Genomic DNA, 20,707 nt, shown 5'->3' on the forward strand with positions numbered 1-20,707 from the left:
CATGAGCTCATTGCCGGTTGCCAAGGGATGGCTACGTAGGGGCGCGAAAGCGCTAGTGTCACTCACCTGGCCGGTCTTGCTGACCATTGTTCTGGCTGTGATTTTCATGACAGCCATCGCGCATTTCTTTGGAGATATTGAGCAGTTCAGGGAATGGCAAAAAGCGCACTACAACTACATGCTGGTCTGGCGGTTGTCGCTTTACGCAGCGATAGGGCTCGGCTGGTACAGGCTCAGGCGCACCCTCAAACAGCGAGCATCAGACACAAATCTATTCCCCTCGGGACTTCGGCGCTGCGAGGTCATGGCCATCTTCGTCGTTCTCCTTTTCGAGCTTCGCCGCGCCGCCACTGTAGCGGGAGTTGACCTGCCATGATCTTGCACACGAATGACTACCTTGAGTATTACCTGACTCTTGTTGGATGGCTCATAAACGGCGGCATCTGGAACATGATCGAGGACAGCGGATTATTCGCAGCCCCCTTCGCCGCCATTGTCATCAGCGAATGGCTCAGAGCCCGCGGTGAGGGAGCTGATGAGGGCAACAAGGGAGTCCTCTCGTTGGCCCGAGTAGAAAACCGGTTCTATACGGCAATCTTAGTCATCATCCTGGCTTGCATGCCTCTGGTAAACGTCAGCATTGATACCATCCAGTTCGACCGAAGCCGCTCAGAGCAGTGCCAATACTCAATACCCAATCCAGCTGATACAGGCTGGGAAACCTCCTTCAGTACGCTTAACGGAAAAAGCGCTACGGTGCCCGTCTGGTGGCTATTTGTGCACGCGATGTCCAAGGCAGCAACTGCAGCCTCAGTCGCAGCTATTCCCTGTGGAGTGGACTTGCAACAGGTCCGGATGGACGTCAACAAGGCCCGCATCAACGATCCGCTGCTTGCCCAGGAGGTCGCTGACTTCACGAACGATTGCTACGCACGTGCGCGCGCAAAGCTGTTCATGACCCAGCCTACCCTCAGCAATGATCAATTCAACGACGTCAACTGGATCGGTTCGCACTTCTTCCTGCAAACATCCGGCTATTACAGCGATGGTTTCTCAGGGTTCAGGTCACACACTCCCCGAACCAGATGGCCCTATGACGCAACCCGGGACGCGGGCCTGCCACAAACCACTGGTGGTGGTGGGTTTCCTACATGTACTCAATGGTGGTCGGATGGAAGCGTCGGGCTCAGAGCCAGGCTGCTGGAACAGGTAAGTCCAGATCTGCTGAGCAAGCTTGCTCAGTGGGCAAAATTCATGACCCAGACCGAAGTGAGCGACTCGGTCATCCGGGATCTGGTCTCTCCGAGGAAGCAGCAACTGACCCAGGGTCAGGTTTATTCAGACTATGGCGGTCAAGTCGGTGGCTCTGTGCTAAATGACTTCACACGCCTTGCAGCTACAGCTGGTCAGGCAGCAGGATCTCTTGTGATGTATCCAGCCATGGACAGTGTTAGGCAAGCAGCGCCCATGGTGATGGCCTTCCTAAAGATGGCTCTCATCATTTGCATTCCGTTTGTACTGGTGATCGGGGCGTTCGACTTGAAAGTCGTGATGACGGTGACTTTCGCAGCATTTGCCTTGATTTTCGTGGACTTCTGGTTCCAGCTCGCACGATGGGTAGACAGTACGATTCTCGATGCCCTCTACGGCAACGGGATCGGCAGCAATGTTCCTCACACCAATTTTGACCCGGTATTTGGAGCGAGCAATGCGCAAGGAGATCTGCTGCTGGACTTCGTGATGGGAGCGATGTTCATCGTGCTCCCCAGCTTTTGGATAGTAGCGTTGGGCTGGAGTGGGGCGAAACTAGGAAGTTTGATGAGCGGATTGGCTACTGGCACTAGCGCGGCTCAGGACGCTGGAGGGAAAGGTGGACAGTTGGCTATGTCAGTAGCCAAAGGGAAGATCTGACCGACTACGTAATGTGCCAGGTACTGGTTTGAAACAGCTACCTGGCGCACTTACTCGACCCGATGGCTACCAACATAAGTCCCATAACCATCCAAGCCTTCACGGACTTCGATCTTCGTTGCCTTGTTGGCATCCAAGTCAAAGTCGACGCTCTGCGATCCCTGCTGAATCGAAGGGCTGCTAAAGATGCCGATTCCGATCGCGATGATGGCAAGCAATCCAAGAAGCTGTAGCAAGCCCCAAGTTGCGAGCAGCGCTCCAGCACCGAGGACAGCCACCCGAGCACTCCACTTCACAGCGGTCACAATAAGTGCAGGTATACCGGCACGGCCAAGCGATGACCACAAAGCTTTTTCCAGGCGCAAAACTGCAGCCACACCACGGCCCAGGCCCTGCCCGATCCGCATTGCAGCGCTGCCTTGTACTTTAACTGTGCTCATAGCCACCTCGTGACTCAATCAACATGTCGTTCTGACATCATTTATAGACCTATAAACTCACATATTCAACCTACTTTCCCTTAGAAATCAACCTTCCGACGAACAGCCGGCCGACTGTTTCAGACCGTATAACGCTTCGGTACGACAGTGTTTTCAAATGAAATACTGTTCCAGTAATCCAAGTGCGTCCGCGCTTCCATCCCTACCATTCCAGAGCTGCTACACACTTTTCACCTCCCACAACTGATCGAGCCTGGTCGTATAACTTTGACTCATCAGCTCGCGACGCATAGCCCACTCTGGATTGGAAGGAACACTCCCAGCTCGTAAAGTCCCTCTGCCCCAGCGTGTATTGATCTCGTCCAGGACTCCCATGATCTTCTCCGAAGATGCCGGCTGCGAAGCAGCGAACATGTCATCCGTAAATTCGCCAGGCTGTCTCAGATCCAGCAACAGAACCTCAGCTTTGCTGTACTTGAACCCCGGTCGAAACAAACGATTCACTGCCTCAGTCGCCGCCCTGGTCATCAAGCGCACGTCGTTGGTGGGGTATGGCAATTCAACCAAAGCGCCGTTGGCGTACTTGGCTTCTTCCGGATTGAACATGCCGGTACGGATGCTGACGCGGATCTTCTTGCACAGCGAGTTTTGAGACCGGAGCTTCTCGGCCGCACGCTGAGTGTAGGTGGCCACCGCCTCTTTGATAGGCTGAATGGTGGTTAGCCGTTTCCCGAACATTCGGCTGCAACATATCTCCTGCTTGGGTGGTGCAGCTTCGCCCAGCTCCAGGCACGAAGTACCTGCCAGCTCACGTGCGGTCTTTTCAATGACCACGCTGAACCGGTCGCGCAGAGTACGCGGGTCGGCGGTTGCAAGGTCCATTGCGGTGCGGATGTTCATAGCCTCCAGGTGGGCATTCATCTTCTTCCCTACCCCCCAGACCTCTGAGACCGCCGTATTACGCAGTACCCAGTTGCGGTTATGCAGGTCGCAAATGTCTACAACACCGCCTGTGTGGGATAGCAGTCGCTTAGCAGTGTGGTTTGCCAGCTTGGCGAGCGTTTTCGTAGGACCGATACCCACACCAACAGGAATGCCAGTGCATTTAAGAATGTTCGCCCGGATGCGTCGACCGAACGCTGTGAGATCGCCAGGGACCCCGGTGAGGTCTGCAAACGCCTCATCGATGCTGTAGACCTCGGAGGCTGGCACCATCGACTCGATGATCGACATGACACGCTCGCTCATGTCGCCATAGAGCGCGTAGTTGCTGCTGAACACCTTTATGCCGTGGCGGCGCAACACCTCTTTGATCTGAAAATAGGGAGCCCCCATTTTCACAAATGGCTTGGCGTCGTAGCTACGGGCGATGACGCAACCGTCGTTATTGCTGAGTACCACGATGGGCGTTTTCTCCAGATCTGGACGAAAAACACGCTCGCAGCTGGCATAGAAGCAATTGCAATCGATAAGCGCGAAGACAGCCTCATGCTTTTCCATGACGGCGCATGCTGTAGTTCACTACGCCCCAGATGACGAGGTTGTCACCCTCCAGGATGTGCTTGGACGGGTAGGCACTATTTTCGGATTGAAGTTTGACAACCCCATCCATCATGAAGAGCCGCTTGCAAATCGGTTCCGAATTATTAAGCGCTGCCACAACGATCTCTCCATGCTCGGCAGTGCGACTGCGATCAACGACGATCAAATCCTTATCAAAAATACCTGCCCCAATCATGCTGTCTCCGAGAATTTTCGCCAGGTAGACATGCGGTGCCCGTACCTCGGCCAGTTCGTCTAGGGACACGTGCTTCTCGATGTAATCGACAGCGGGAGAAGCAAATCCAGCTGGCACCTGAAATGAGTAGAGCGGTAGCTTGATACCCCCTTCAGACAACGGACCAAGAATGACTACGCTCATGATGAAGACCTTTCTATAAAGTTAGCTGTATATATATACAGTTAACTCTTTGGCCCGCGCGCGGTCAATCGTACTGAAAGGCATTTTCGACGAGTGACATTGGGGTGACATCATGTGCGGACGCTACTCGATCTACGAATCCATGGACCACTACCTCAAGGAGCTTGCCCCAGAGCAGATCGTGATCAATGGGTACGACCTCCTGCCCATAGAGCGCTACAACGTGGCTCCTAGCACTCGGGTTGAGATCATCCGTCCCACCGAGGGGGGTCTGAGTGTCGACAAGGTTCGGTGGGGGTGGGAGCCTTTCTGGGCGAAAGGCAAACGACCAGCCCCAATCAACGCTCGAGTCGAAACCGTAATGACGGGAAAGTTCTTCAAAGAGCTCTGGCCTACCGGACGGGCAGTTGCCCCAGCGAACGGTTGGTTTGAATGGGTGAAGGACCCGGATGACCCCAAGAAAAAGCAGCCCTACTTCATCCGTCTCAAGAGTAAAAAGCCTATGTTCTTCGCGGCATTGGCCCAGGTCCACAGAGGGCTTGAGCCGCATGATGGCGACGGGTTTGTCATCATCACGTCGGCAAGCGACTCGGGAATGGTGGACATTCATGATCGCCGCCCGGTGGTACTGACGGCAGAAGATGCGCGGGCATGGCTTGATTCCGAAACTACACCGCAGAAAGCCGAAGCGTTGGCAAAAGAGCACTGCAGGATTGTTGACGATTTTGAATGGTTCCCGGTTGATCGCGCAGTGGGGAACGTGCGGAATCAAGGACCGGAGCTCATCCAGCCCGTTGAGCTTTGACTGCCCCACGCCTTTGGCTTCGACCCGACCAACGGCTGTCCGTATTCGTCTGCCCCCGGTAGTCCGCACCGAAAGGGCGAAATGGGCTGAAGCAAATGGCAAAGCGAAGGGTTTGAATGGAATGGGGGAATAAGGGTAAGTGCCTTACCCGAAAGGGCCGGCGAGTCCGCCGGAAATGGATGCCGAAAGGGTTCGAAAGGCGTCCTCAATAAAAATGAAATTTACAAAAAATGTTACTTAACAGTCACTTGGAGGCTACATTTTTTTACGCAAGCGTGGCAACATCCGATTCTGTCACTGTTTGGATCCCAGCCAATCGAGTGACGGCTTATGTGTATAACCTTTCCAGGATGGATATAGGTTTCGACTTGTCACGCTGAGCCATATAAAGCAAAAGGCCCACCAATGACTTCATCATGGGTGCCTAAATGCTTAGTTTCTTCACGCGAAGAAAAGCGTCTCCGATCTCGTCCAATGCTGCTGCAGGCTTTTTCAAACCAGAATCTCCCGACGCGTTGCTGTCGACTTCCCGACGGCGCCAGTTGATTGAAAACATCTGGCAGCGGACCTCTCTGCCCCGTGAGCAGTTCGAGACGCTTTACATGCAGGCATTCAAGAGCTACGCAGCCTTGGTGCAGCATCTCCCAGCCTCTGAGAATCATCACCATGCATATCATGGTGGCATGCTGGATCACGGTCTCGAAATCGTCGCCTACGCACTTAAGATACGGCAAATGTATCTGCTCCCCATCGGAGCGCCGCCCGAGTCGCAAGCGGCTCAGTCAGAAGCATGGTCTGCAGCATCGGCCTATGGTGCGCTCGTCCACGACCTGGGAAAGATTGCGGTAGACGTCAAGGTTGAACTCGCAGATGGCACTATCTGGCATCCATGGCACGGGCCTCTGGATCAGCCATACCGATTCAAGTACGTGAAAGGTCGAGACTATCGGTTGCATGGAGCAGCTTCGTCGCTGATCTACTCCAATGTGATTCCGGCGAAGGCATTGGACTGGCTCAGCGGGTTTCCCGAGCTCTGGTCTCAACTCGTGTTCGCGTTCGCAGGTCAGTATGAGCATGCCGATATCCTTGGTGAAATTGTCTCCCAAGCTGACCAGGCATCCGTGGCACAGGAACTCGGAGGCAATCCTGGCCGAGCTATGTCAGCGCCCAAGCAGTCTATCCAAAGGCAGCTGGCTGAAGGCCTGAGGATGCTCGTGGCGGATAAATTCAAGTTGAATCAGCCCGACGGTCCCTCAGACGGATGGCTGACTCAGGAAGGCTTGTGGCTTGTCAGCAAGCCAGCTGTAGATCAGCTCAGAGCACTTCTGCTGTCTCAGGGTATCGAACACATCCCCTCTTCCAACGCCCCAATGTTCAATCTGCTCCAGGATCAAGCGATCATTCAGCCCAACGGAGAGGGAAAAGCCATTTGGAAGGCCAGCATCGACAATGGTCGTGGCTGGAAGAACACGTTCACAGTGCTGAAAATAGCGCCGGCACTGATCTGGCCAAACACCACTGATAGACCTGAGACGTATACCGGTACGCTGACCGTGGAATCTGCACCAATGGCGGATGACAACGAGCAAGTTCCTGCTGGAGGCGACGAATCTCAACCGGTGAACAGCAAAAATACGCCTGCGGCATCAGCAGTGCGCCCTGCACCTCAGCAAGCACCTCCTGCAGCAAAAGATTTTGATGCGCTGGACGAGCTGCTCGATCTGTTCCCGGACCCGGTAGCGACAGCACCGACTCAACCAGCACCCGAGCAGGTAGGCGATGACGATCAGATTCCGTTTTTGCCCCCTCCTCCGGCACCTACCAATCTTAGCCAACCTCGGCAGCTTGTGGGTAACAAGGCAGAGAACCACACAGCCCCAGTCGAAGAGCCGGCAAAAGTCTTGCCGGAAGGTAGCTCAAGCCACGGCTTGAACTTCCTCACCTGGCTGAAGGGGGGCGTGATCTCCCACAGGATCATCATCAATGATGCCAAGGCACGTGTGCATACCGTGGATGGCACTGCGTTCCTGGTGAGCCCGGACATATTCAAACGTTACGCACTTGAGCACCCGGGCATAGAGCGTGAAGCTAAAGAGCGGGATCTGGAAGCTTGGCAGGTCGTTCAGCGTTCTTTTGAGAAGCTGAAAAAACATCGCAAGACTGGCGCAGGCCTGAACATCTGGACATGCCTGGTCAAAGGACCACGAAAAAGCAAGCAACTGCGGGGCTATCTGCTCATAGAGCCTAACGACGTTTTCAGCGAGGTGCCCTATGACAACCCGGTCATCAGCTTGGCAGAATTGGTAGACAAGGACACATCTGAATGAAACCGATGACGCTTCCGGAACTGACCCAGGAATACATACTCACTCATGACCTTAGGCCCGACACCGTCAAGATCTATTGGGCTGCCACAAAATCCTACGTCAGATTCTTCGGCGACTGCCTTGCCTGTGAGACGACCCACCGAGACATGCTTGACTGGCGCAGGTCTGAGCTCGAGCGTATCTCCAAGCGCAGCTGGAACACGTACTCCAGCCATTTGCGCACCATCTACGGCTATGCAATCGAGCACGGTCTGCTGGAGCTGGTTGTTAACCCACTTAAAAACACGCGTGTGATGCCGCCCAAGCGCCCAAAAAAGACAGTTGCGAACGACGCAAGCGTCCGCGCTCGTAACTGGCTGAGGATGCTGACCGCAGAGGAGCGTGCCACCGCGAAACGGACAGAAATTACACCTGCCTGGTTCTGGCTGAGCGTGTTCGAAACGTTCTACTACACGGGGATCAGACTCAACGCGCTGCTATGCCTGAGATATGCGGATGTATACCTGCGCGACCGGCTGATCAGAGTCAGAGGCGAAACGGAGAAGACTCATCGTGAGTTCCTGATTCCTATCCCGGACGGCCTGATGGCTCAGCTAGAAACACTTATGCAAGCAGCGAAGGCCTTGAGGTTCCAGCCGGGTGACCAGTTGTTCAACGTAAACAGATTTTCAGGCCACTACCGCCGCCATGAGATGAACTCCAACCAAGTCGAGGCGATGTATAAAAAACTCACTGCGATGACCGGTGTACGGATGACGCCTCACCGCTTCCGACACACGATCGCCAGTGAGCTAATGACGCTACCGGAGCGCAACATCTATCTGACCAAGAAATTGCTGAACCACTCGAATATAGCTACCACGATGGATTACATCGAACCCGACTACGACATGATGCGGGAGGTGATGAACGAACGAGGAAAGCGGCCGGCCAAAATCAGCTACATGGCAAAACCGGATGCGACGCTGCGTGCTGATAGACACCGATCAATATCTGCTCCAGTTAAGGACTTGACTGCATCGACTACGACTCGCGAAACAACTGCAGAAGCCGAAAGCTCAGTCGGCCAGGCCTTGGCTAGGCCCCGCGCACTGCCTACACCGGTCTCGACCATGTGCCCATCAAATGCTCAAGATACCAGGACAGTGAACCGCGACGAGACGCCCTCACCCACTAGTGACCGCGACACCGCAGTCAGCCAGCTACCGTTAGGCTGCTCCAGTCCAGAAGATCTGTTGAGAAGCTTGGGGGAACTCACCAGGTGGGTACAGAACAACATTGCCGGCGGAGGAATTGGTGCTGAACCAGTAATCGAGGAAAGACCTGTCCCAAGCCAGGATGCTCGGCATCTACGCCCTGAAATGCTGGAATTGGCCGGATGGATCGGCAGGTCAGGCTGATCACTTGCGTTGGATATTTGTAAAAATACTCAATCTGCCATTATCAGCAGATGCATCGCGATGCCGATTATTTAGTTATCAGGCCTAATGACTGCTTCATATGGGCCGATACACGCGCAGCACAGCATTTTTTGCCAAAAAAAACGCCCCGTACACAAGCTTTCGCTCGGTACGGGGCGCTCCAATTTGACATCACAGCTTGCTGGCGCTATGTTTCGCGACAGACGGCTGCTTGTTTGGGTATAAGACCCCTCATACGGTAAAGCCTGCCTCAAACTGAGACATGAACACCCATCAAGGTCCTAAAGATACAGCCACAACAGTGTTTGGTCGGGGTAAGGGGATTCGAACTCCTGACATCCTGCTCCCAAAGCAGGCGCGCTACCGGACTGCGCTATACCCCGGTAAATCAAGGCACCTCAACCAGCTGCCTGCGACCTGATACAAGTGGCATCAGATCTTTAAGATTCGGCTCCAAGGTAAACCTTGGAACCAAAAATGGTGGGTCGTGTGGGATTCGAACCTACGACCAATTGGTTAAAAGCCAACTGCTCTACCAACTGAGCTAACGACCCAAATATGGTCGGGGTAAGGGGATTCGAACTCCTGACATCCTGCTCCCAAAGCAGGCGCGCTACCGGACTGCGCTATACCCCGACTGAAACATCATTGAACCTTGCGAAATCTGGCTCCACGACCTGGACTCGAACCAGGGACCCAGTGATTAACAGTCACTTGCTCTACCAACTGAGCTATCGCGGAACTATCGATTTCAGATTCAACGTTACCACTTACCGCATTGAAATCATATCGCTGTTAACTCTTTGATTTCAATCTCAATTACGATTCCGCTCCGTTTGTATCGTTGCGTTCACGTCTCTGAGGCGCGCTATTCTACAATTTTAAAAACACCTGTCAACCCTCTAAATTGCTTTTTAAGACAATGATTTGCGATTTCTTTACAGATCGCCTTCAACAGGCGATTTTGCTGCTGACATTGCCATGAACAAGGAGGGCTCCTGCTTGAGGAGCCCTCCTTTATAAGGCACCTGAGGCGTTCAGGCAAACACGATCTCGTCGTCCACGACCTTGCCGGTAATGCTGGTGCCGGGCTCGAAACCGCCCGACAGGATCAGTTGCGCCAGCGGGTTTTCGATCCAGCGCTGAATCGCACGCTTCAGTGGCCGTGCGCCATAGACCGGGTCGTAGCCAACGGCAATCAGCTTGTCCAGCGCCTCGGGGCTGAGGGTCAACGAAAGCTCGCGCTCGGTGAGACGCTTGCGCAGACGGTCCAGCTGGATGTCGGTAATGCCGGCAATCTGATCACGGGCCAGAGGCTCGAAGATCACCACTTCGTCGATCCGGTTGATGAATTCCGGGCGGAAGTGAGTGCTGACCGCATCCATCACCGCAGCGCGCTGCGCCTCGCGATCACCCACCAATTCCTGAATCTGCGCCGAGCCCAGGTTGGAGGTCATCACAATCACTGTGTTGCGAAAGTCCACCGTCCGTCCATGACTGTCGGTCAGACGACCGTCTTCGAGCACCTGCAACAGGATGTTGAACACGTCGGAGTGCGCCTTCTCGACCTCATCGAGCAGAATCACCGAATACGGCTTGCGACGGACGGCTTCAGTCAGGTAACCGCCCTCCTCGTAACCGACATAACCCGGTGGCGCACCGATGAGACGGGCCACGGAATGCTTCTCCATGAACTCGGACATATCGATACGCACCATCGCCTCTTCGGTGTCGAACAGGAATTCGGCCAGCGCCTTGCACAACTCGGTCTTGCCGACACCGGTCGGGCCGAGGAACATGAACGAGCCGCTTGGCCGGTTCGGGTCCGACAGCCCGGCACGCGAGCGACGTACCGCGTTGGCGACAGCAACCACGGCTTCTTCCTGGCCAATGACCCGGTTGTGCAGCAGGGTTTCCATTTTCAACAGCTTCTCGCGCTCGCCTTCCAGCATTTTGGACACGGGGATACCGGTCCACTTCGAGACGACTTCGGCGATCTCTTCCTCGGTCACCTTGCTGCGCAGCAACTGGTTCTCGGGTTTACCGTGCTGATCGACCATCTGCAGGCTGCGCTCCAGGTCCGGGATGACCCCGTACTGCAATTCGGCCATGCGATTCAAATCACCACGACGGCGCGCCGCTTCCAGTTCCTGGCGGGACTGTTCGATTTTTTGCTGAATCTGCGCCGAGCCGGTGACTTCGGCTTTTTCCGACGTCCAGATTTCTTCCAGATCGGCGTACTCCAGTTCCAGACGCTCGATTTCGCCCTGGAGTTTTTCCAGGCGCTTCATCGCTGCCTCGTCCTTTTCTTTCTTGAGCGCCTGGGCTTCAACTTTCAGCTGGATAAGGCGCCGCTCGAGGCGATCGAGAACTTCTGGCTTGGAGTCGATCTCCATGCGGATACGGCTGGCCGCTTCATCGATCAGATCAATGGCCTTGTCCGGCAACTGACGGTCGGTGATGTAGCGATGGCTCAGCTTCGCCGCCGCAATGATTGCGCCGTCAGTGATCGCGACCTTGTGGTGGACTTCGTAGCGTTCTTTCAGGCCACGCAGGATCGCGATGGTGTCCTCTTCACTCGGCTCGTCCACCAATACTTTCTGGAAACGCCGCTCGAGCGCCGCATCCTTCTCAATATATTGGCGATATTCGTTGAGCGTGGTCGCGCCCACGCAGTGCAACTCGCCGCGCGCCAGCGCCGGCTTAAGCATGTTGCCCGCATCCATGGAGCCTTCGCCTTTACCGGCGCCGACCATGGTGTGCAGCTCGTCGATGAACAGGATGATCTGACCTTCCTGCTTGGACAGCTCATTGAGCAGCGACTTGAGACGCTCCTCAAACTCGCCACGGTATTTGGCACCGGCAATCAGCGCCCCCATGTCCAGCGACAGCAGACGCTTGCCACGCAGGCCATCCGGCACTTCACCGTTGATGATGCGCTGCGCCAGGCCCTCGGCGATGGCGGTCTTGCCCACGCCGGGCTCACCGATCAGCACCGGGTTGTTCTTGGTACGACGCTGCAGAACCTGAATGGTGCGACGGATTTCGTCGTCACGGCCGATCACCGGATCGAGCTTGCCTTCTTCTGCCCGCTTGGTCAGGTCAACGGTGTATTTATCCAGCGCCTGGCGTGACTCTTCCACATTGGGGTCGTTCACCGCACCGCCGCCACGCAGGTTGTTGATGGCGTTTTCCAGGGCTTTCTTGCTGACGCCCTGCCCCAACAGCAACTTGCCGAGCTTGCTGTTCTCGTCCATCGCGGCGAGCAGCACCAGTTCGCTGGAAATGAACTGATCACCCTTCTGCTGCGCCAGACGGTCAGCCTGATTGAGCAGGCGTGCCAGCTCCTGCGACATGTTGACGTCGCCGGTGGGGTTCTGGATTTTCGGCAGTTGATCAAGCTCTTTGCTCAACTCCTTGCGCAGGCTGTTCACGTCGAAGCCTACCTGCAGCAACAACGGCTTGATGGAACCGCCCTGCTGTTCAAGCAATGCCTGCATCAAATGCGCAGGCTCGATGGCCGGATGGTCAAGACCCACCGCCAGCGATTGGGAATCGGATAACGCTAACTGTAATTTGCTGGTCAATCTGTCGATACGCATAGTCACCTTCCTTTAAAAGCAGGCCGGAGCAATGAACACACCTGTGACGAAAACCTGCTGAAACACTTATGGATGCGCAATAGATGCGGGCAATTCTGCGCGTTTCAAGACGGGTTTGATTGATGCAGATCAGCCACACGCTCAGGCAAGCCTAGCTGGCTCGCGCAAAAGAGCAGGTGTTCAGGCGTGATCGATCCAGATCAGGGAAGCTAAACGGCCCGTACGGGCAGCCTGACGGTAGGAGAAGAAGCGCGGATCGGTAAAGGTATCGAACCCGCCACCATAGACAGAAGAGATGCCGTGGGCGGCCAGTCGCAGGCGAGCCAGGGCATAGATATCGGCCATGAAGCGATCAGGGTGGACGCTGGGAACAAAGGCTTGCGCCGTTTCAGGATGAAGCGCCATGAAGGCCTCGCGAACTTCAGGGCCGACTTCGAAGGACGGCTGACCGATCGCCGGACCGAGCCAGACCATAATCTCTTCAGCCGGAGCCTGCAGACTGTCCGCAGTCGCCTCCAGAACACCTGCAGCAAGCCCGCGCCAGCCCGCATGCGCCGCCGCGACACGCGTGCCGTCACGACGACAGAACAACGCGGGCAGACAATCGGCGGTCATGATGGTGCACGCCACACCGGGCGTTTCCGTCCAACTGGCATCGGCTTCCATCACGCATGACGGATCAGCATGAGCGACGACCACGCCGTGCACCTGGCGCAGCCAGGCAGGCTCAACGTTCAAACGAGCAGTCAGAAGCTGGCGATTGTTGGCAACAGCCTCCGGGCTGTCATCGACATGATCGCCCAGATTGAAGGTGTCGAACGGGGTCGCGCTGACCCCGCCCGAACGGGTGGTGACACAGGACTTGATCTGCGCTGGCGCAGGCCAGTCAGGTATCAGCCAGTCATTCACCCAATGAAGGCCTCACGGTCCTGCTTGAGCAACGACAGCAGCCAGACGAAATCGTCAGGCAGCGGCGACTCCCAGCTCATGCGCTTGCCGGTGGTCGGATGATCGAGTTCCAGGAAGCGTGCGTGCAGTGCCTGACGCGGGAAGGTCTTGAGCGAATCGACCATGGTCAGGCTGGCAGCAGGCGGAATACGGAAACGACCGCCGTAGGCCGGATCGCCGACCAACGGGTAGTTGATGTGTGCCATGTGCACGCGAATCTGGTGCGTACGACCGGTTTCCAGCTTGACCCGCACGTGCGTGTGGGACCGGAAGCGCTCCAGCACGCGGTAATGACTCACCGCCTGCTTGCCGCCTTCCATCACCGCCATGCGCTGACGCTGTTGACCGTGACGCCCGATCGGCGCATCGATCTTGCCGCCGGCGGTTACGACACCGATCACGATGCACTCGTAGATGCGGCTCACGCTGCGACTCTGCAACTGGGTGACCAGTTGGGTCTGTGCCTGAATCGTCTTGGCGACCACCATCAGACCGGTGGTGTCCTTGTCCAGACGATGCACGATGCCGGCACGCGGCACGTTGATGATGTCCGGCACGTGGTGCAACAGGGCATTGAGCAGCGTGCCGTCGGCGTGACCGGCAGCCGGGTGCACCACCAGGCCCGCAGGCTTGTTGATGACCAGGATCTGATCGTCTTCGTAGACGATGTCCAGCTCGATGTCCTGAGCGACCCATTCACCCTGGGCCTCCTGCTCGGCAATCAGCTCGAGAACGGCGCCGCCATGCACGATGTCACGCGGGCGCAGTACGCCACCGTCCACAGTCAGGCGGCCGTCCTTGATCCAGGCGGAAAGGCGCGAGCGCGAGTGCTCGGCGAATAATTGTGCGGCGACTTGATCGAGGCGTTGACCGCCCAATTCGGACGGCACCTCTGCGCGGAGTTCTATATTTTCGGACATGACCAGACTAGGTGGCGGCTAGCCTTTGGTTTCGGCAGCGCGCTTGTGGTTAAATACGGCGTCTTTTGTCCCGCCGGTATCGCGGGGCGCTCATCATAACAGGACGGCCCCGCCCAAGACAGCAGGCCGTTATAGGGACGCAAGCCGCCATGCAAGTGAAACACCTGCTGCTGATCGCCATCCTCGCATTGACTGCGGCCTGTTCGTCGAAGGAAGTCATCGACGAAAACCTCAGCGAAGTCGAGCTGTACCAGCAGGCGCAGGCCGACCTGGGCAATAACAGCTATAACAGCGCCACTGAAAAGCTCAAGGCGCTGGAATCTCGCTATCCGTTCGGTCGCTATGCCGACCAGGCCCAGCTTGAGCTGATCTACTCGAACTACAAAAACGGTGAACCGGAGGCCGCGAAATCCGCTGCCGAGCGTTTCATTCGTCTGCACCCGCAACACCCGAACGTCGATTACGCCTACTACATGAAAGGCCTGACCTCGTTCGACCAGGACGTCGGCCTGCTGGCGCGCTTCCTGCCGCTGGACCAGACCAAGCGTGACCCGGGTGCCGCTCGCGACTCGTTCAACGAGTTCGCTCAACTGACCAGCCGCTTCCCGAACAGCCGTTACTCGCCGGACGCCAAGCAGCGCATGATCTACCTGCGCAACCTGCTGGCGTCGTACGAAATCCACGTGGCCGACTACTACCTGACCCGTCAGGCGTATGTAGCCGCTGCGAACCGTGGTCGCTACGTGGTCGAAAACTTCCAGGAAACGCCTTCGGTTGGTGACGGCCTGGCGGTCATGGTCGAGTCGTACCAGCGTCTGCACCTCGACGAACTGGCAGCGACCAGCCTTGAAGTGCTGAAAACCAACTACCCGAACCACCCGCAACTGGAAAACGGCGAATTCACGCCTCGCCAGGCCGAAGCGGACAACCGCTCGTGGCTGTCGAAAGCGACGCTGGGCCTGATCGACGGCAGCGCGCCACTGCCACCGGGTGAAACCCGTGCCGATCAGGACATCAAGAAGCAGTATCAGGACGCCAAGGACTCCATCCCTAAAGAGCTGCTGCCGGAAAATCAGGCAGAGCTGGATGAGCAGGCCGAGAAGGAAGCCGAAGAAAAAGGCACCAAGAGCCGCTCCTGGTTCAGCTACATGACCCTGGGTCTGTTCGACTGATCCGGACCTGCCCGGCAAGCAAAAAGAGGCCTTTTCAAGGCCTCTTTTTTTATGCACGCTCGCCCCTGTCCGCACGCCTGCTCCTTGGCTACACTGCGCAGACTCAACTCACTAAGCTGGTAGTCATGGTTCGGTTATTAATGTGGGCCGCGTTGATCGCGGCGGTGGTCTGGTTCGTCAAACGCCTGCTCAATCCCCCCAAGCCACGATCCCGTCCGGCGCCGCCAGACACCACCGCCGCGCCCATGGTGCGTTGCGCACACTGTGGCGTTCATCTTCCTCGCGACCGTGCCTTGAGCCAGGAACAACAATGGTACTGCAGCGAGGCGCACCGGCTAGAAGGCCCGGCGGCCCGTGACCGCTGAGACACTTTCCTTCGGCAGCCCCCAAGCGCAACGGATTCTGCGGCTCTATCATCTTTATCGCCTGGTCATCGGCGTCCTGCTGGTATCGCTGATCTCCACCAGCCTGGACACCGAACTGTTACAGATGGCCAACACGAACCTGTTTCGAGCGGGCTGCTGGCTGTATCTGGTGTTCAACATTCTGGTCGTGGTGCTGCTGGAGCGGCCCAGCCGACCGTCCCATCTGTTCAGCCTGGCGATGACCGATGCGCTCATGCTGTCCGGTCTGTTCTACGCAGCAGGCGGCCCTTCCAGCGGCATCGGCAATCTGTTGATCGCATCGGTCGCGATCAGCAACATTTTGCTACGTGGCCGCATCGGGCTGTTGATCGCTGCCGTTTCGGCCATCGGCATCATCTACCTGACCTTTTACATCAGCTTCACGACGCCTTCGGTGTCCAACGATTACGTGCAGGCCGGTTCGCTGGGCACTCTGTGCTTTGCCGCCGCCCTGCTGGTGCAGGCACTCACCTCGCGGATGCACAACAGTGAAGTGCTGGCCGAGCAGCGCGCCGCCGATGTCGATAACCTGGAAGAACTCAACGCCCTGATTCTGCAACGCATGCGCACCGGCATTCTGGTACTCGATGCCAGTCGCCAGGTGCTACTCGCCAATCAGGGCGCGCTGAGCCTGCTGGGGCACGAGCAACTGGTCGGTCATGTGATCGATCCTTTTTCCCCACAACTGGTGGATCGCCTGCGCCAATGGCTGATCAATCCGATCATGGTGCCGCGCAGCATTTCGACCTCAGCCATCGGACCTGAACTGCAGCCCAGCTTTGCTGCGCTCAACCGGGGCGACCAGCGCCAGACCCTGATCTTTCTCGAAGACCTGTCACAGATCGCTCACCAGGCCCAGCAATTGAAACTGGCCGCACTGGGACGCCTGACCGCCGGGATCGCCCACGAGATCCGCAACCCGCTTGGCGCTGTGAGCCATGCCGCGCAGTTACTCAACGAATCTGAAGAGCTTTCCGCGCCAGACCGGCGTCTGGGTCAGATCATTCATGAGCAGTCGCGACGGATCAATCTGGTCATCGAGAACGTGCTGCAACTGTCCAGACGACGCGAGGCACAGCGCGAACTGCTCGACCTGAAAGGCTGGCTGGAAAGCTTCGTCGCGGAGTTTCAGAACACCGCATCACCCGACCATCGGGTGCACATGGAGATCGGAAGCGGAATGCTGACCACCCGCATGGACCCCGAACAGTTGACTCAAGTGGTAACCAACCTGCTGCAGAACGGCTTGCGTTACAGCGCTCAGGCACAGGCCTCTGCGCAAGTGTGGCTGAAGCTGTATCACCACTCGAAAAGCGACCTGCCAACCCTGGAAGTGCTGGATGACGGTCCGGGCGTCAGCGGCGCGCACCTGAACAGGTTGTTCGAACCGTTTTTCACCACAGAAAGCAAAGGTACGGGGCTGGGCCTCTACCTGTCGCGCGAGCTGTGCGAAAGCAATCAGGCGCACCTTGATTACGCCCCTCGGGACGGCGGCGGCAGTTGCCTGCGCATTACCTTCGCCCACCCGTTCAAACCGAGCTGAACATGACCCCACGGCAAAAGATCCTGATCGTTGACGATGAGCCGGACATTCGCGAACTCCTGGAGATCACTCTGGGCCGAATGAAGCTCGACACCCGTAGCGCCCGAAATGTGGCCGAAGCCCTTGAATGGCTGGCACGCGAGCCGTTCGACCTGTGCCTCACCGACATGCGTCTGCCGGATGGCAATGGCCTGGAACTGGTGCAGCACATTCAGCAGGGTTATCCACACGTTCCAGTGGCGATGATCACCGCACACGGCAGCCTGGATACCGCCATTCACGCACTTAAAGCCGGTGCCTTCGATTTCGTGACCAAACCGGTGGACCTCAACCGGCTGCGCGAACTGGTCAACAGCGCCCTGCGTCTCGCACCTGCCGCCGAGCCGACACGCGCCGCCGACACCCGCCTGCTCGGCGACTCGCCGCCCATGCGCGCCTTGCGTGGTCAAATCACCAAGCTGGCACGCAGCCAGGCGCCGGTGTATATCAGCGGTGAGTCCGGCAGCGGCAAGGAGCTAGTGGCGCGACTGATCCATGAGCAAGGGCCACGCACTGACAAGCCGTTCATCCCCGTCAACTGTGGCGCCATCCCTTCGGAACTGATGGAAAGCGAATTTTTCGGCCATCGCAAAGGCAGCTTCAGTGGCGCTCACGAAGACAAGCCGGGGCTGTTTCAGGCCGCTCATACGGGCACCCTGTTTCTCGATGAAGTCGCCGATCTGCCGCTGGGCATGCAGGTGAAACTGCTGCGGGCCATACAGGAAAAATCCATTCGCAGTGTCGGCGGGCAGCAGGAACAGGTGGTGGACGTGCGGATTCTGTGCGCGACTCATAAAGACCTGAACCTGGAAGTGGCCGCCGGGCGCTTCCGCCAGGACCTGTATTATCGGCTGAACGTCATCGAACTGCGCGTGCCATCCTTGCGTGAGCGGCGCGAAGACATCGATCAACTCGCCACCAGCGTGCTGCAGCGGCTGGCAAACAACAGCGGCCAGCCCCTGGCCAACCTGAATTCGCAGGCACTGGACACGCTCAAAGGCTACCGATTCCCGGGCAACGTGCGCGAACTGGAGAACATGCTGGAACGGGCGTATACGCTCTGTGAGAACGATGAAATTCATGCGAGCGACCTGCGTTTGGCCGAGTCTGCCAAGCCTCAGGAAAGCGACGGCCCGAATCTGGCCGACATCGATAATCTGGAAGATTACCTGGAAGGCGTCGAGCGCAAACTAATCCTGCAAGCGCTGGAAGAAACCCGCTGGAACCGCACGGCGGCGGCGCAGCGATTGAGTCTGTCATTCCGGTCGATGCGTTATCGACTGAAGAAGCTGGGACTGGATTGAGCTTGACCAAAACCCAGAGTGGGAATGGACTTGCCCACGAAGACGTTCGCTTCGTGGGAGTGGACTTGTCCACGAAGACGGCATTTCATATGCCGCATCTTCAGTGACGGTACAAACGCTTTCGCGAACAAGTTCGCTCCTACCAGAACGCGGTGTGGGAGTGGACTTGTCCACGAAGCCGGCATTTCATATGCCGCATCTTCAGTGACGGGACAAACGCTTTCGCGAACAAGTTCGCTCCTACCAGAACGCGGTGTGAGAGTGGACTTGTCCACGAAGACGGCATTTCATGCGCTGCATCTTGCACTGCCCTCTTCGCGAACACGTTCCCACGGGGTTTGGCGGACGTTTCAAATTGTGGGAGTGGACTTGTCCACGAAAGCGGCGGTCCAGGCGCTACATCCCTGCGAGAGAGTCAGCGCTTTAGACGGTCTGCGGGCGAGTAAGGCGCCGGGTCGATAATGGGCTCATGCTCCAACAGCAGATCGGTCAACAACTGGCACGAAGCCGGGGCGAGCACCAGGCCATTGCGGTAGTGCCCGCAGTTAAGCCACAGACCATCGAAACCCGGCACCGGGCCAATGAACGGAATTCCCTCAGGCGAGCCGGGACGTAAACCGGCCCACTGCGCGATAGGCTCGGCATCCGCCAAGGCCGGAATCAGCTCGATGGCCGAGGCCTTTAGGCTCTGCAGCGCGGCGTCGGTCGGGGTCTTATCGAAGCCTTCATGCTCCAGGGTGCTACCAATCAGAATGTGACCATCGCGCCGCGGAATCGCGTATCGACCTTTGGCCAGCACCATGCTGGGTAGAAAGTCCGTAGCGCACTTGTAGAGAATCATCTGGCCTTTCACCGGCTCCACGGGCAAATCCAGCCCCAGGGTCTTGAGCAATTCACCGCTCCATGCTCCGGCCGCCAGAATCACCCGGTCAGCCCGAACGTCGCCCGATGCCGTGCTCACACCCAAGATCCGGCCGTCGCGCCTTAAAAAGCCACTGACTTCACACTGCTCACGAATCTCGACATTGGGCATGGCCATAAGAGCGGCCTTGAGGGATTTGACCAGCCTGGGGTTGCGCACATTAGCAACGTCAGCCATGTAGATCGCCCTTGAATAACCGGCTCCAAGCACCGAAACCGCATCATGCACCGACGAAATATCGACACGGCTCAGTGGCCGCTTTTCTCGAGCTGCCCATTCAAGCGCCTGCTGTTCGTCGTCCAGATCCAGCCAGTAAAGGCCAGTGGTATGGACTTCCGGATCGAGCCCGGTCTGCTGGAAAAGACGCTCGCCCAGATGTGGATAAAAGTCCTGCGACCAATGTGCCAATGCCGTAACCGCCGGACTGTAGCGCCAAGGGTACAGCGGCGAAACAATGCCTCCGCCCGCCCAGGACGACTCCTGCCCCACGCCGGACCGGTCCAGCAACACGACGTTCATCTGCGCTGAGGCCAGGTTGAAGGCAGTCAGCAAACCGATGACACCACCGCCGACGATCACTACGTGTTGCTTGGGCATTTTGCTCTCAGGGAAAGTTGAAAAGGGTTAACGGCCCCAGCAGTCTTTCTTGGTCACGCCGCTGGACGCGCCTGTGTTGCTGTACTCACCCGTATTCTTGATGACGAAACTGCCGCACTTGTCGCCATTCATCATCGCGTTGCCGCTGGGCGTCGCCGTCAATGTGAAGTCAGCGTCATTGATGACCGGAGCAATCGTGTAATAACTATTACCGCCACTCACGCCCGTAGCGTTCTTGTAACTCCCGGTTCGCGAGTAAAAACGTTCCAGCGCCTGCGTCTGTTCCGACAGCAGGCTAGCGATTTCCGCCCGGTGAGTGCGCCTCACGTACTCGGTATAACTGGGGTAAGCAACGGCGGCCAGAATACCGACAATCGCCACGACGATCATGAGTTCGATCAGCGTAACGCCCCTGGTAGTTGCTCGCATAG

Annotated in this window: 17 protein-coding genes and 4 tRNA genes; 9 read left to right on the plus strand and 12 right to left on the minus strand. The window is 57.1% G+C overall.

The genetic code is table 11. The annotated features are described in order from the left end of the window. Position 1 precedes the first annotated feature (1 nt). A complete protein-coding gene (locus BZK31_RS02875) occupies positions 2-376 on the plus strand; it encodes a hypothetical protein (protein WP_083181168.1) in 375 nt (124 codons plus the stop codon). Continuing rightward, positions 373-1,911, plus strand: a complete 1,539-nt coding sequence (locus BZK31_RS02880) for a conjugal transfer protein TraG N-terminal domain-containing protein (protein WP_083181169.1) — start codon at positions 373-375, stop codon at positions 1,909-1,911. Before BZK31_RS02875 ends, BZK31_RS02880 begins: the two co-directional genes overlap by 4 nt. 50 nt (positions 1,912-1,961) lie before the next feature. Here BZK31_RS02880 and BZK31_RS02885 read toward each other — a convergent pair whose 3' ends face one another. The 3 genes from BZK31_RS02885 to BZK31_RS02895 form a co-directional block, all read right to left on the minus strand. Beyond that, positions 1,962-2,351, minus strand: a complete 390-nt coding sequence (locus BZK31_RS02885; RefSeq protein WP_020314295.1) for a DUF3742 family protein — start codon at positions 2,349-2,351, stop codon at positions 1,962-1,964. A 219-nt stretch (positions 2,352-2,570) separates the two neighbouring features. Continuing rightward, positions 2,571-3,851 carry a translesion error-prone DNA polymerase V subunit UmuC gene (gene umuC, locus BZK31_RS02890; protein ID WP_083181170.1) on the minus strand — a complete coding sequence of 427 codons (1,281 nt, stop codon included), beginning with the start codon at positions 3,849-3,851 and terminating at the stop codon, positions 2,571-2,573. After that, on the minus strand, positions 3,838-4,272 hold the full coding sequence (locus tag BZK31_RS02895; protein ID WP_003318766.1) for a LexA family protein: 435 nt from the start codon (positions 4,270-4,272) through the stop codon (positions 3,838-3,840). Before BZK31_RS02895 ends, umuC begins: the two co-directional genes overlap by 14 nt. Before the next feature lie 112 nt (positions 4,273-4,384). Here BZK31_RS02895 and BZK31_RS02900 point away from each other — a divergent pair, with 112 nt between their 5' ends. The 3 genes from BZK31_RS02900 to BZK31_RS02910 all read left to right on the plus strand — a co-directional run bounded on the left by BZK31_RS02900 (position 4,385) and on the right by BZK31_RS02910 (position 8,804). Beyond that, complete coding sequence (locus BZK31_RS02900; RefSeq protein WP_083181171.1) at positions 4,385-5,077, plus strand: SOS response-associated peptidase; 693 nt, start codon at positions 4,385-4,387, stop codon at positions 5,075-5,077. 428 nt (positions 5,078-5,505) lie between these two features. After that, positions 5,506-7,404 (plus strand): MobH family relaxase, encoded by a 1,899-nt coding sequence (gene mobH, locus BZK31_RS02905; RefSeq protein WP_083181224.1) that lies wholly within the window; start codon positions 5,506-5,508, stop codon positions 7,402-7,404. After that, positions 7,401-8,804 (plus strand): site-specific integrase, encoded by a 1,404-nt coding sequence (locus BZK31_RS02910; RefSeq protein WP_083181172.1) that lies wholly within the window; start codon positions 7,401-7,403, stop codon positions 8,802-8,804. Before mobH ends, BZK31_RS02910 begins: the two co-directional genes overlap by 4 nt. 327 nt (positions 8,805-9,131) lie before the next feature. Here BZK31_RS02910 and BZK31_RS02915 read toward each other — a convergent pair. The 7 genes from BZK31_RS02915 to rluD all read right to left on the minus strand — a co-directional run bounded on the left by BZK31_RS02915 (position 9,132) and on the right by rluD (position 14,295). After that, positions 9,132-9,208, minus strand: a tRNA-Pro gene (locus BZK31_RS02915). A gap of 95 nt (positions 9,209-9,303) precedes the next feature. Further along, a tRNA-Lys gene (locus BZK31_RS02920) sits at positions 9,304-9,379 on the minus strand. Between the two features lie 5 nt (positions 9,380-9,384). Beyond that, positions 9,385-9,461, minus strand: a tRNA-Pro gene (locus BZK31_RS02925). Positions 9,462-9,490: 29 nt separating this feature from the next. Then, positions 9,491-9,566 (minus strand) — tRNA-Asn (locus BZK31_RS02930). A gap of 296 nt (positions 9,567-9,862) precedes the next feature. Continuing rightward, a complete protein-coding gene (gene clpB, locus BZK31_RS02935; protein WP_083181173.1) occupies positions 9,863-12,427 on the minus strand; it encodes an ATP-dependent chaperone ClpB in 2,565 nt (854 codons plus the stop codon). A 180-nt stretch (positions 12,428-12,607) separates the two neighbouring features. Further along, positions 12,608-13,336, minus strand: coding sequence for a peptidoglycan editing factor PgeF (gene pgeF, locus BZK31_RS02940; RefSeq protein WP_083181174.1), 729 nt, complete (start codon positions 13,334-13,336; stop codon positions 12,608-12,610). Beyond that, positions 13,333-14,295 (minus strand): 23S rRNA pseudouridine(1911/1915/1917) synthase RluD, encoded by a 963-nt coding sequence (rluD, locus tag BZK31_RS02945; protein ID WP_083181175.1) that lies wholly within the window; start codon positions 14,293-14,295, stop codon positions 13,333-13,335. Before rluD ends, pgeF begins: the two co-directional genes overlap by 4 nt. Positions 14,296-14,444: 149 nt before the next feature. On the opposite strand from rluD, the gene BZK31_RS02950 reads away from it, so the two are divergent. The 4 genes from BZK31_RS02950 (at position 14,445) to BZK31_RS02965 (ending at position 18,757) form a co-directional block, all read left to right on the plus strand. After that, positions 14,445-15,467: an outer membrane protein assembly factor BamD gene (locus BZK31_RS02950; RefSeq protein WP_083181176.1), complete on the plus strand. Its 1,023-nt coding sequence runs from the start codon at positions 14,445-14,447 to the stop codon at positions 15,465-15,467. 125 nt (positions 15,468-15,592) lie between these two features. Further along, complete coding sequence (locus BZK31_RS02955) at positions 15,593-15,832, plus strand: PP0621 family protein (protein ID WP_083181177.1); 240 nt, start codon at positions 15,593-15,595, stop codon at positions 15,830-15,832. Continuing rightward, entirely contained in the window at positions 15,822-17,414 is a 1,593-nt protein-coding gene (locus tag BZK31_RS02960) for a sensor histidine kinase (RefSeq protein WP_083181178.1), read from the plus strand. The genes BZK31_RS02955 and BZK31_RS02960 overlap by 11 nt, the downstream gene beginning before the upstream one ends. Positions 17,415-17,416: 2 nt before the next feature. Beyond that, complete coding sequence (locus tag BZK31_RS02965) at positions 17,417-18,757, plus strand: sigma-54-dependent transcriptional regulator (protein WP_083181179.1); 1,341 nt, start codon at positions 17,417-17,419, stop codon at positions 18,755-18,757. Positions 18,758-19,172: 415 nt separating this feature from the next. Here BZK31_RS02965 and thiO read toward each other — a convergent pair whose 3' ends face one another. After that, entirely contained in the window at positions 19,173-20,276 is a 1,104-nt protein-coding gene (thiO, locus tag BZK31_RS02970; RefSeq protein WP_083181180.1) for a glycine oxidase ThiO, read from the minus strand. Positions 20,277-20,303: 27 nt separating this feature from the next. Beyond that, positions 20,304-20,705, minus strand: a complete 402-nt coding sequence (locus BZK31_RS02975) for a type IV pilin protein (RefSeq protein WP_083181181.1) — start codon at positions 20,703-20,705, stop codon at positions 20,304-20,306. Positions 20,706-20,707 lie beyond the last annotated feature (2 nt).

Source organism: Pseudomonas floridensis, from assembly GCF_002087235.1.
GTDB classification, from domain to species: Bacteria; Pseudomonadota; Gammaproteobacteria; order Pseudomonadales; family Pseudomonadaceae; genus Aquipseudomonas; species Aquipseudomonas floridensis.

Coding starts and splice junctions, on each gene's coding strand:
- BZK31_RS02875 (WP_083181168.1), top strand. CDS start 2: ATGAGCTCATTGCCGGTTGCCAAGGGATGGCTACGTAGGGGCGCGAAA.
- BZK31_RS02880 (WP_083181169.1), top strand. CDS start 373: ATGATCTTGCACACGAATGACTACCTTGAGTATTACCTGACTCTTGTT.
- BZK31_RS02885 (WP_020314295.1), bottom strand. CDS start 2,351: ATGAGCACAGTTAAAGTACAAGGCAGCGCTGCAATGCGGATCGGGCAG.
- umuC (WP_083181170.1), bottom strand. CDS start 3,851: ATGGAAAAGCATGAGGCTGTCTTCGCGCTTATCGATTGCAATTGCTTC.
- BZK31_RS02895 (WP_003318766.1), bottom strand. CDS start 4,272: ATGAGCGTAGTCATTCTTGGTCCGTTGTCTGAAGGGGGTATCAAGCTA.
- BZK31_RS02900 (WP_083181171.1), top strand. CDS start 4,385: ATGTGCGGACGCTACTCGATCTACGAATCCATGGACCACTACCTCAAG.
- mobH (WP_083181224.1), top strand. CDS start 5,506: ATGCTTAGTTTCTTCACGCGAAGAAAAGCGTCTCCGATCTCGTCCAAT.
- BZK31_RS02910 (WP_083181172.1), top strand. CDS start 7,401: ATGAAACCGATGACGCTTCCGGAACTGACCCAGGAATACATACTCACT.
- clpB (WP_083181173.1), bottom strand. CDS start 12,427: ATGCGTATCGACAGATTGACCAGCAAATTACAGTTAGCGTTATCCGAT.
- rluD (WP_083181175.1), bottom strand. CDS start 14,295: ATGTCCGAAAATATAGAACTCCGCGCAGAGGTGCCGTCCGAATTGGGC.
- BZK31_RS02950 (WP_083181176.1), top strand. CDS start 14,445: ATGCAAGTGAAACACCTGCTGCTGATCGCCATCCTCGCATTGACTGCG.
- BZK31_RS02955 (WP_083181177.1), top strand. CDS start 15,593: ATGGTTCGGTTATTAATGTGGGCCGCGTTGATCGCGGCGGTGGTCTGG.
- BZK31_RS02965 (WP_083181179.1), top strand. CDS start 17,417: ATGACCCCACGGCAAAAGATCCTGATCGTTGACGATGAGCCGGACATT.
- thiO (WP_083181180.1), bottom strand. CDS start 20,276: ATGCCCAAGCAACACGTAGTGATCGTCGGCGGTGGTGTCATCGGTTTG.
- BZK31_RS02975 (WP_083181181.1), bottom strand. CDS start 20,705: ATGCGAGCAACTACCAGGGGCGTTACGCTGATCGAACTCATGATCGTC.